Source organism: Pedobacter sp., from assembly GCF_035566355.1.
GTDB lineage: Bacteria > Bacteroidota > Bacteroidia > Sphingobacteriales > Sphingobacteriaceae > Pedobacter.
The window spans coordinates 1-11,055 of the sequence record NZ_DATMRL010000558.1 but is presented as its reverse complement, the minus strand read 5'-3'; the positions used below and the strand labels follow the sequence as shown (position 1 = coordinate 11,055).

The following is an 11,055-nucleotide window of genomic DNA, read 5'->3' as shown; positions in this document are numbered from 1 at the left end:
AAAGAAGGAAAGATTTTGGTTTATTCCGGAAATGAAAAAGATATCGATGCAAAACTTAAAGACCTTTTGATGTAAATCCGCTCACCGTGTTATAAATCCAGGTATTTATAACACGGTTTTTTAGATATTGTGTATTTAATTGTGACCGTAGACTGAAAAAAAGTCTATTTTTAGGCCCCGGTCTAGATAACGGCATAATACATGAAACAAACGAATTTCCTCTTCCTCTTTTTTCTTACTTTCCTTTTTATTCCCGAGCTGTTTGCACAGCAAAAATATACTTTAAGTGGTACTGTCCGAGATGCTTCCACTGGAGAAACCTTGATTGGGGCTACTGTAAAACTTCAAAATGCAGACCATAGTTTTGGTAAGGCGGCCAATGACTATGGCTTTTATTCTTTAAGTGGCGAAGGGGGCGAGTATACCATGACAGTTAGTTATGCGGGCTACCTGACCTATCGCAAACAGATCAGTTTAGCTGGAGATTTAAAAATAAATGTAGGGCTTGATCCTGCAAATTCATTACAGGAAGTGGTCATCAGTGCTAAAGACCGCAGAAATGACAATGTGAAGAGTGCACAGATGGGTTTGGAAAAACTGAATATGAGAGACCTCGATAATGTGCCAGTTTTGTTTGGGGAAAAGGATGTATTGAAGACTATACAACTTATGCCGGGGGTAAAGTCAGGCGGGGAAGGAAATACCGGTTTTTTTGTTCGGGGAGGAGCTGCTGATCAGAACCTGATCCTTTTGGATGAGGCAACGGTTTACAATTCTTCTCACCTGCTGGGTTTCTTTTCGACGTTCAATTCAGATGCTATAAAGGATGTGAGTTTGTATAAAGGCGGAATGCCCGCTCAGTTTGGAGGAAGACTGTCTTCTGTACTGGATGTTAAGATGCAGGATGGCAACAGTAAGGAATTTGGTGTAGAAGGTGGAATTGGGCTTATTGCATCGAGGATCAAGGTAGAAGGGCCTATTGTAAAAGATAAAGCATCTTTTATGGTGAGTGCAAGAAGGACCTATATCGATCTGCTTTTAAAGGCTTCGTCCGATTCTTCTATAAACAGCAACACCCTAAATTTTTATGACATTAACGCTAAAGTAAATTATAGGTTTGACGATAAAAATACACTGTTTCTTTCGGGGTATTTTGGGCAGGATAATATCGGTATTAAAGACCTTTTTGCAAATGACTGGGGGAATACAACAGCAACTGTACGTTTAAATCATGTTTTCAGCAGTAAGCTGTTCTCCAATACTTCATTTATTTTTAACAAATATCATTACGCTATTGAGTTACTGGACAAGGATAATAATGCAAGGGTTACTTCCCTTATCCGTGATTTTAACCTGAAAGAGGATCTTCAGTATTTTACCAACCAGCATATTTTTAGGTTTGGCGCACAGGCAACGCATCATCGCATTGCACCTTCAGATATTACAACAACAGGGAATTCCAGTATCAACCCGCTTTCAGTTGAAAACCGTTATGGACTGGAATTAGCTGGCTATGTGTCTGATGAGTGGAAATTGAACGATAAACTGGAGTTGCTGTATGGGCTAAGGATCAGTAGCTTCTCGTTGCTAGGCCCGGGTACGATCCGTACCTATGATGCGACTGGTGATATTGTGGACAGTTACGATGCAAAAAGAGGGAGTTTTGTGAAAACTTATATATATGCGGAACCTCGTTTTTCAGCAAGTTATAGTTTAAGTGAACAAAATTCGGTTAAGGCTTCCTACAATAGGAATACACAGAATATTCATATTCTGACTAATGCCAATACCAGTTCGCCAACAGATCAGTATGTGATGAGTAGCAATAATATAAAACCGGAGATTTCTGATCAGGTGGCCATGGGCTATTTCAGAAATGCAAAGGACAATACCTATGAATTTTCTGCTGAGGTTTATTATAAATGGCTTCAAAATCAAATTGACTATAAAAATGGAGCCGAGCTTATTGCTAATGCAGAGGTGGAATCTGAGTTACTTTATGGAAAGGGAAGGGCTTATGGTTTGGAACTTTATGCAAAAAAAACAAAAGGAAAGTTAACAGGGTGGATCAGTTATACGCTGGCAAAAACGGAAAGGCAGTTCGATGCTTTAAATGGCGGGAATTACTTCCCTGCAAAACAAGACCGTACGCACGACCTTTCACTGGTTGGGATATATAATTTCAGTTCGAGATGGACCTTTTCGGCCAACTACGTATACAGCACTGGTAATGCCGTAACCTATCCGGCAGGTAAATACAGTACCGGTGGTTTAACTACTTATTATTATACGGAAAGAAATGCAAACAGAATGCCTTATACTTCAAGACTGGATCTCAGTGCAACACTTAAAGCCAGAGAAACGAAGAAATATCAGTCCAGCTGGAGTTTTGGTCTGTATAATGCATTGAACCGTAAAAATCCATATGCCATTACTTTTAGAGATAATAAACAGGATCCCACACGTACAGAGGCTGTTCAAACAAGTCTGTTTGGTATTATTCCTTCGGTAACCTATAATTTTAAATTTTAATGATCATGAAGAAATTATTATATATAAGTGTATTGTTTGCGGGTTTCATGGTTTGGTCTTCCTGCGAGAAAGTAATTGATGTGAAACTGGATACTGCGCCGAATCAGATGGTTATAGAAGGAAATATAACCGACCAGAATGAGGCTCAGCTGATCAAGATCAGTCAATCTGTTCCTTACACTAACCGGAATGTTTTTCCGGCGGTTAAAGGGGCGAAGGTTACAGTAACGGATGATATTGGCCATCTTTGGACCTTTGAGGAGCGTGAGCCCGGAAGCTATACCTCTGCACCTTTCAAAGGGATTTCAGGAAGAACATATTCACTTAAGGTGAATGTGAGCAGTACGGAATATATGGCCAGTTCAACTATGCCTAAGCGGGTACATTTGGATTCATTGAGTTTAAAAGTTTTTACTTTTGGAGGTAACGACGTTAAACAGTTGCAGGTCCACTATAATGATCCGGCAGCAGAAGTAAATCAATACCGGTGGATAATGAAGATTGATAATGTACAAACGAAGCGGGTATTTGTTGGTAACGATCGTTTTACCAATGGAAATAACGTTGCTGAATTGCTTTACTACAGTAAAGATGATGATAATAAAGAGCTTTTAGGTGGTGATGAAGTGCAGGTGGAAATGCAGTGTATTGACAAAGCCGTCTATAATTACTGGTTTACATTGAGTGAACAGACAAAGAACGGTCCAGGAGGTGGGGTAACACCCGGTAATCCACCTTCTAATATCAATCATAATGCATTGGGCTATTTTAGTGCCCATACTACAGAAAAGGTCTCTTATAAAGTGAAATAGAAAGATTTTTTGCTGTGAGAGGTGGCTTGCTAAGCGGAATTTGTAGTTAATCTAAACATATTGTGTTATTTTTAGGTATAAATTAACGTCATATTCATCGCCTATGCAGTTTGTTTCTACACGCTATTTAGCTTTGTTTTTTGTTTTTTTTGGGTTTTATATTGCTGAGTTAAAAGCCCAGTCTCCTTTCGATGCAGAACGCCTCCTGAAGAGGGACAGCGTTAACCGAAAGGTGAAGCTGGATCTTCCTAAACCTCCAAAGAGATTCGGCAGAGCTGCTATGCAGTTTGGGCTTGCGGAGTTAATACCCTTCACTTTCGACAGGTATATAACCCACGCAGATTATGCTTATATTTCTTTCAAGACGGTAGGCCATAATCTTAAACCAAGTAGTTGGACCTGGGATAATGACGAATTTCAGACCAATCAGTTTGGACATCCTTATCATGGAAGTTTGTTTTTTAGTTCCTTTAGGGCAAATGGGTATTCCTTTTGGCAATCAGCACCTGCTGTAGTTGCAGGTAGCTACCTGTGGGAGACTTTTGCCGAAAATCAGGAGCCTTCTCCAAATGATTTTATCAATACTACATTTGGGGGAATTGTTCTGGGGGAAATGACCTATCGACTGTCTAACCGGATCGTTAACAATCATACATATGGTTTCAGGCGCCAGGCCAGTGAGGTACTTGGTTTTATAGTTAATCCTATGAATGGACTGACCAGGATCATGGATGGCAAATGGGGAAAGGTAAGTGGTAAACATGTTGATCAGGACTCCTCGAAAGTGACTGCGGAGCTTGACCTGGGAATCCGCAGGTACAACAATGAGAATGGCAGCGACCTCAAAAAAAGCAAGTTTGGCTGGTATGGCCGCGTGAAATTACTGTATGGTAATGCTTATGAAAATTACAGAGTTCCCTTTAGCAACATGTATATCAACGCTGAATTTGGTAAAGATGATAGTTCTTTTGTGAATGCGATCAATGTTTATGGCTCGCTTGCCGGCTGGAGAATCAGATCTGGCGAACAAAAAAGGCATTTAGCCGTTCTATCTGCTAATTATGATTATATCCGGAACAGGGCTTTTTTTTATGGGGCACAGAGTGTAAAAATGAATTTGATCTCAGAGTATAAATTACGTTCTAAAATCACATTGAATACGACCCTTGGTATTGGTCCTGTGCTTTTGGCGGCAGTGCCAGACCCTTATTTGTTTAAAGGAAGAAATTATGATTACACTTCTGGTGTGGGTATTTCCGCGTCTGCCGGATTTAATATTGATGATAAATTGTATTTTTCAGCGAGTTATCGGGGCGGCTGGTTAACAACCATTAACGGAAATGCGTCACATTATTTTCTACATACGGTATCTGGAGAAATAAGATATGAATTTACTCCTGGATTGTCCTTTTGTGCTGAACCAGGCTATCTGACACTGGAAGGAAATTATAAGGATCATGAGGATGTGGATAAGAAATATCCTTATTTAAGAGCTTCTTTCAGATATAATGTTAATCTTTAAACCGATATAAGTTCTATTTGATAAGCTTATGGTGTACTGAACAGGCACCTGGATTAAAATGTATGAAAATATTAGTTGGTGTATTATTATTGGGAACAATAACTTTTTTTGCCCGCGCTCAAAATGTGGGTGATCAATTGGTTGTTGATAAATTTTCACGTTATTACAATTCAAGTCAGGCGGATAGTCTTTATACGCTGTTTGATCCGCAGATGCAGACGGTTTTAAATGTAGAGAAAACAAAAGCTATGATCAATCAGATCAAAGGGAAGCTTGGCCAAATTGTGAAAAGTCATTATGAAGGTAGTCCGGCATCGGAAATCTATGAATACCGCATGAGTTTTGAAAAGAGATTGGTTGATTTAGCGCTGATACTTAAAGGAGGTATGATTGCAGGCATTCAACAAAAAAAAATTGAAATGGCAGCCGATAGTGCAACACGTTCGAAAAGCCCGGATAATTTTGTGATTAAAGTACCCCTTGCAAGACTTGTTGGTACACTGACCATGCCTAAGGCATCTGGTAAGGTACCGGTGGTTCTTCTGATCTCTGGATCCGGCCCCACCGACAGGAATATGAACCAGGAGGGTGGTTTAACGAGCAATTCGTTTTTAATGTTGGCAAAGGGGCTTGCAGATCATGGAATTGCCTCTGTACGTTATGATAAAAGAGGTGTAGGCAAAAGTGTTTTTTCAGGAAATCCGGAAAACCTGGTCTTTGATGATTTCATTGGCGATGCTGTGCTTTTGGTAGATTCTTTAAAAAAGGACTCCAGATTTTCTAAAGTGATTATTGCTGGTCATAGTGAAGGTGCTGCCATTGGCCTGGTTGCTGCATTAAACAGGAAACCGGCCGCATTTATCTCTCTTTCGGGGTATGCTACAGATCTGGTTTCATTACTCGGAAAACAGTTAAAGGCCGACTTAAGTCCTGCCGATTTTAAAGTTGCAGCGGAAGCAATGGATAGTTTGAAAGCAGGTAAGTCCTTTAATAAACCTCTTCCAGGTATGTTGTCTACATTGTTTTCGCCCGCTATTCAGCCTTTTCTGATTTCGAATGTGAAATACAATGCACAGCTGGAGATCGCAAAATTGAAGGTTCCAATATTAATCATTGCTGGAACTCATGATCTTCAAATTGGTATAGAAGATGCACAAAAATTGCACAATGCTGCACCGGGATCCAAATTGAAGCTGATTCCAGAGATGAATCATGTATTGAAAAATGCACCGGCAGAAAAAGCGGCTAATTTTGCTACATATAATAAGCCTGATCTCCCGCTTCATTCCGATTTAATACCAATATTAACTCAATTTATTCTTCAGCTTCGTTAGAAGAATTCTTTTTTTGTCCATTGGTTTTGGGGGTAGAGGCTTGTTGCCCAGTTTGATAGCTTGATGGATGTGCTTTTAACGCATTTTAGGCGATTAAAATTCGAATAAATGTTTTGTAGAAATGAAAAATCTTTATAGTTTTGCGGCCGTTGAAAGGAGATACTTTTAACTAGGATTGTCCGATAGTATAAGGGTAGTACAACGGTTTTTGGTACCGTTTGTCTTGGTTCGAATCCAGGTCGGACAACAAAGAAAGGGTAAAACAGATTTGTTTTACCCTTTTTTATTTAATGTTGGTTTTATAGTATGGTGAAGCTATATGTTGCCTAATGTTTTATAGGATATATCCAGGTAATCATTAATGTATAAACTGCAAGGAGGTAATTCTGTTGCTGTATGCGAAGTCAGTACGCCAACCACTTTCATTCCTGCGTTCAAGGCAGCAGTTACACCTGAATAAGAGTCTTCAAATACAATACAACGTTCCGGTGGCACCCCTAGATTATGGGCAGATTTAAGATGTACTTCGGGATTTGGTTTGTGTTTTTTTACATCTTCACTGGCCAGTATAGAGCTCATTTTATCTCTTAGTGGAAGTTTTTTTAGAATTAAATCCAGATTTTCGCAGGGAGCTGAAGTGGCTACGCCCAGTTTTACATCATGGCCTTTAAGCTCATTTATAAAATCAATAAGACCAGCTATGGGTTCTATATGCGGTTCATATATCTTGCGAAAAAGAGCCTCCTTTTCATTTTCAAGTACACTAAGTTCTTTACCGCTTACAGGTCTGTTGAAGAAGTGGCTTAAAATATAACTATTGCTTTTACCAAACATATGTTTGGCAAATTCCTCTTCGGTGGGCGAAAGATTCCATTTAGCAAAAAACTCCCGGAAGGCAAGAGAATGGTAGGGGTTGGTATGGCATATTACACCATCCATATCAAAGATAACGGCAATTTCCTTATTCATGCGGTAAAATTAGTGAATTAATGTCCGGATTGTTTTAAAGACTTTCGGTAGGTTTTTGCCATTTGGCCTATAATAAACTTTTTAGATAGCAATTTCATGAGTCTACTTCCTACACGATTCATAAATCCTGGAATATAATTATATTTCCTGGTGGTCAAAGCGTATATGCCTTCTTTTGCAGCTTGTTCTACGGGCATTAACCAGCCTTTTAGGTCGTTGAATTTCTCTCCTTGCGTCATCTCCGTTGCTATGCCGCCGGGCGCATATACCGTTAAAGAAAAATTTGTGTTTTTTAATTCAAACGATAACGCATTAAAAAAATTCATGATAAAAGCCTTTGTGCCAGAATATATTGCCTGATACGGAACAGGGAACAGAGCAGCCATACTGGATACAACCATTAAGCCCCCTTCTTTTCCAGTCGCTTCAAAATGATTTACAAGCTGGCTTGTAATGCGTACTATACTGGTGACGTTGGTTTGCAAAAGTCTTTGAAATTCAGAAGGCTTCATTTCACTGTGAGATCCAAAATAGGTTATTCCTGCATTTAGTATAGCGGCATAGAGTGGCTGTTTTTCTATACTGTCTTTGATCAAAAGTTCAACATCTTCAGGAACAGAAAGGTCGGCAACTATAATTTTTACCTGTATTCCAGTTTGTTCCAGTTCTGTTTTCAGTTGTTCCAGTTTGTCCTTCCTCCTGGCGGAAATAATCAAATTGGCTTTATGCTGATGAGCGAGTTGAAGAGCCATTTCATGCCCTAAACCCGAAGAAGCTCCGGTTATTAAAACCCATTTGTTCTTAAAATCAAGTCTTTTCACAGGGTCAAATCTAGATAATTTAGGGGAGATTCCCTCTTAAAGTAGGTTCATCTTCCATTGCTAATATATTTTTACCTGCCTGTTTTTAGTTTTTATTTTCTTTTTGATTATTTATTGTTTCTTTAATTGTGTTTTTTTATCTTAAATGTGTTTTTATGTTGATTTTGTTGGTGTGTTTTAAAATAAATATTTCTATATTAGTATTGTTATTTATTTAATAATTAATGTATTTATTTTTTAACCTCTTGCTGAATGTTATGGAATGAGATATAGACTTATCATTTGCCCGCCGGATTGAAACCATTCTTTGAATTCGATCAAAATTTCTTAACCAAATAAAAAAAATCATGTATAAAAAAACGGTATTTTCTATCGTAATGGCTTTGCTTTGCCTAAGCTTTACGAGTTATGGTCAAAGCGGAACGTCAGGCTTGCAGGCAGTTGAATTGGGCGAAGCAGTTCCAGATAGCTTGTTAGACAAGCCTTTGGAAGTCATAAATGGTCCCAACGGAAGAAAAATAACTACGCTGAGAAGCTATAAGGGTAAATTAATTATTCTGGACTTTTGGGCCACCTGGTGCGGGGCTTGTGTTTCGGCTTTTCCGAAACTGGATTCTTTGCAAAAACTGTTTCCCGGGAGTTTAAAGATTCTCCTGGTTAACAGTCAGAATACAGGGGATAGTCCTGAAAAAGTAAAAACATTGCTGGAGCGGAGTAGACATTCAGGATATGAATTATCTTCTTTAGTTAAGGATACTGTGTTGAGTAGACTGTTCAGACATCAAATGATTCCGCACTATGTCTGGCTCAGAAATGACACAGTCCTTGCCACGACGTCTTCTTCGGAGCTTTCTGCTGAGCATATCAGGAGTGTGCTGAATTTTGGGGTTTTTAAACCGGATATTAAAAAGGATGTTTTAGATTTTGATCTTGATAAGCCATTGTTTTTTGGAGGCAATGGAGGGACGGGAGATCAGATTCTGTATCGTTCTCAAATATCGGGAGCTATTTCCGGAATCGCGTCTCAAACACTGGCAACCAAAAATAAGTCTGGAATGATACAGCGGTATTGCTGTTTGAATGCCTCCAGGATTGATCTGTTCCGACTGGCCTATAATGCAATGTCTATTCCCAGGAACCGCATTTATATCATGTCCGACTCTCTGAATATATTGCAGCGAAAAACGGAGGAATCCCCTAACTTCTGTTTCGAACTGATATGTCCGCCTTCCAGTATAGATGTCGTGAAATCCAGGATGCGGATGCAACTGGAACAATACTTCGGCTGGAGTGTGGCACTGGAAGAAAAAAGAGTTACCTGTCTTGTACTTAAAGATGTCGGATATAGAAAATTCGATTCCGGATTGCCTGTTGGATATCTTTTTGATAGCCAGGAAACACGAAATTATATTCGCGGGCAGCAACTATCACTATTGATTAATCATTTGAATCAAAAGTTGTCATTGCCCCTACTGGATGAAAGCGGTTTTTCCACTCCGGTCAACCTGGACTTACCACAGGACCTCACTAATTTGCCTGCACTTAAAGCTTGTTTAGAAAAGCAGGGTTTGAGCCTTACTGAGCAATTAAGAACACTTGCTGTGCTGGTATTTAGACCTGTAAATAAATTATAAATATCCTTTTAAACTAAATCATATGAGATATTATAACTTGTTATGTTGTATTCTAATTCCGTTCTTTTTAATGGCCCAAAACAATAACGGGCAGAAAATAGTGAAGGGGAGAATTGTTGATGCAGCAACGGGCAAGCTGATGGCGGGAGCAAGCTTGCAAATGAAATTATCTGGCGGGCACAGTTACTCCGGGTATGACGGTCTGTTTTCGGTTACTGCCAGCTCACTGCCAGATTCGCTTATAGTTACTTTTGTTGGCTATCAGAGGCTTACAATACCCATCTCAGGCACTGCGGTATTCCTTGAGTTGCAAATGCGAGCCGAGGCAGGTACGCTTCAGGAAGTTAGTGTATTTACCGGCTATCAGGTTATTCCGAAAGAGCGGGCCACTGGTTCTTTTAGCACGGTCGATCTTAAAACTTTCAATGAGCAGGTCAGCAGAAATGTTCTTGACCGTCTGGAGGCGGTTGCTAACGGATTTTCTATTGACAAATATACCGGTGTAAGTTCGGGAACACAGAATATAATGATACGTGGACAAACTACTATTCTTGGCGTTAAAGGGCCACTTATTGTTGTTGACAATTTTCCTTATAACGGTGACCTTAAAAACATTAACCCAAATGATGTAGAAAATATAACTATCCTCAGAGACGCAGCTGCAGCTTCTATCTGGGGTACAAAAGCTGGAAATGGGGTCATTGTAATTACGACAAAAAAAGGACGTTTTAATCAGCCGCTTCGTGTAGACTTTAATTCCAATATTTCTTTTACTGCAAAGCCTGATCTTTTTAGTTTGCCGCAAATGTCTTCAGGTGAGTATATTGACCTGGAACAAAATTTATTCGATAAGAAGTATAAAGTAGGAGATGTTTCCAATATCAATCAACCTCCTTTTTCACCAGTGTATGAAATTTTATTTAAAAAGCTAAATGGTGCACTTAGTTCAGAAGAGGTGCGGATACAGCTTGACAGCTACAGATCGAATGACTACCGAAATGATCTGAATAAGTATTTTTATCAAACAGCAGTTGGCCAGCAGTATGCATTGAGCGCAAGAGGTGGTTCGTCTGCTTATTCCTGGTTATTTTCTGCTGGCTACGACCAAAATATCAGTGAATTGGCAGCAAAAGACAACCGTTTGAATGTACAGCTGAGCAACAGCTGGAAGGCATCAGAACGGTTGCAGATCAGTGCTTCTTTATATTTAACCAAGAGCAAAGCCGGTAATGGAAAACCTGGGTATTTTGATCTTAAAACGGCAAATGGAAATTTACCTCCTTACACCAGGCTGGCAGATGAGTTCGGGCAAAAATTAGCTGTCATCAAAGATTACAGGCAATCCTTCCTGGATGGAATTTCAAACCATAAACTTTTGGACTGGAATTATTATCCTTTGGATGATTACACGCATAACATAATAGAAAACAA

General features: G+C 39.4%; 8 protein-coding genes. 6 read left to right on the top strand and 2 right to left on the bottom strand.

Annotated features, from left to right (window positions below):
• Positions 1 to 201 precede the first annotated feature (201 nt).
• From VNZ46_RS21915 to VNZ46_RS21900, 4 genes are all read left to right on the top strand, one after another.
• Positions 202 to 2,532, top strand: a complete 2,331-nt coding sequence (locus VNZ46_RS21915; protein ID WP_325562605.1) for a TonB-dependent receptor — start codon at positions 202 to 204, stop codon at positions 2,530 to 2,532.
• Positions 2,533 to 2,537: 5 nt separating this feature from the next.
• Entirely contained in the window at positions 2,538 to 3,344 is an 807-nt protein-coding gene (locus VNZ46_RS21910; protein ID WP_325562603.1) for a DUF4249 domain-containing protein, read from the top strand.
• 103 nt (positions 3,345 to 3,447) lie between these two features.
• Positions 3,448 to 4,866 (top strand): DUF3943 domain-containing protein, encoded by a 1,419-nt coding sequence (locus VNZ46_RS21905; protein WP_325562601.1) that lies wholly within the window; start codon positions 3,448 to 3,450, stop codon positions 4,864 to 4,866.
• 62 nt (positions 4,867 to 4,928) lie between these two features.
• Positions 4,929 to 6,200: an alpha/beta hydrolase gene (locus tag VNZ46_RS21900; RefSeq protein ID WP_325562599.1), complete on the top strand. Its 1,272-nt coding sequence runs from the start codon at positions 4,929 to 4,931 to the stop codon at positions 6,198 to 6,200.
• A gap of 315 nt (positions 6,201 to 6,515) precedes the next feature.
• Here the strand turns inward: VNZ46_RS21900 and VNZ46_RS21895 are convergent, their stop codons facing one another.
• Entirely contained in the window at positions 6,516 to 7,169 is a 654-nt protein-coding gene (locus VNZ46_RS21895) for an HAD family phosphatase (RefSeq protein ID WP_325562597.1), read from the bottom strand.
• A gap of 17 nt (positions 7,170 to 7,186) precedes the next feature.
• The gene (locus tag VNZ46_RS21890) at positions 7,187 to 7,990 is read right to left on the bottom strand and encodes an SDR family NAD(P)-dependent oxidoreductase (protein WP_325562595.1); all 804 of its coding nucleotides are present in this window, start codon (positions 7,988 to 7,990) and stop codon (positions 7,187 to 7,189) included.
• A gap of 347 nt (positions 7,991 to 8,337) precedes the next feature.
• Here VNZ46_RS21890 and VNZ46_RS21885 point away from each other — a divergent pair, with 347 nt between their 5' ends.
• Positions 8,338 to 9,624, top strand: coding sequence for a TlpA disulfide reductase family protein (locus VNZ46_RS21885; protein WP_325562593.1), 1,287 nt, complete (start codon positions 8,338 to 8,340; stop codon positions 9,622 to 9,624).
• 22 nt (positions 9,625 to 9,646) lie between these two features.
• Positions 9,647 to 11,055 (top strand): TonB-dependent receptor plug domain-containing protein (locus tag VNZ46_RS21880; RefSeq protein WP_325562591.1); only part of this gene is annotated, 1,409 nt, incomplete at its 3' end.

What these genes read in the sequence shown, in the direction of transcription:
- VNZ46_RS21895 (WP_325562597.1), bottom strand. Translation starts at nt 7,169, where the DNA reads ATGAATAAGGAAATTGCCGTTATCTTTGATATGGATGGTGTAATATGC.
- VNZ46_RS21905 (WP_325562601.1), top strand. Translation starts at nt 3,448, where the DNA reads ATGCAGTTTGTTTCTACACGCTATTTAGCTTTGTTTTTTGTTTTTTTT.
- VNZ46_RS21885 (WP_325562593.1), top strand. Translation starts at nt 8,338, where the DNA reads ATGTATAAAAAAACGGTATTTTCTATCGTAATGGCTTTGCTTTGCCTA.
- VNZ46_RS21915 (WP_325562605.1), top strand. Translation starts at nt 202, where the DNA reads ATGAAACAAACGAATTTCCTCTTCCTCTTTTTTCTTACTTTCCTTTTT.
- VNZ46_RS21910 (WP_325562603.1), top strand. Translation starts at nt 2,538, where the DNA reads ATGAAGAAATTATTATATATAAGTGTATTGTTTGCGGGTTTCATGGTT.
- VNZ46_RS21900 (WP_325562599.1), top strand. Translation starts at nt 4,929, where the DNA reads ATGAAAATATTAGTTGGTGTATTATTATTGGGAACAATAACTTTTTTT.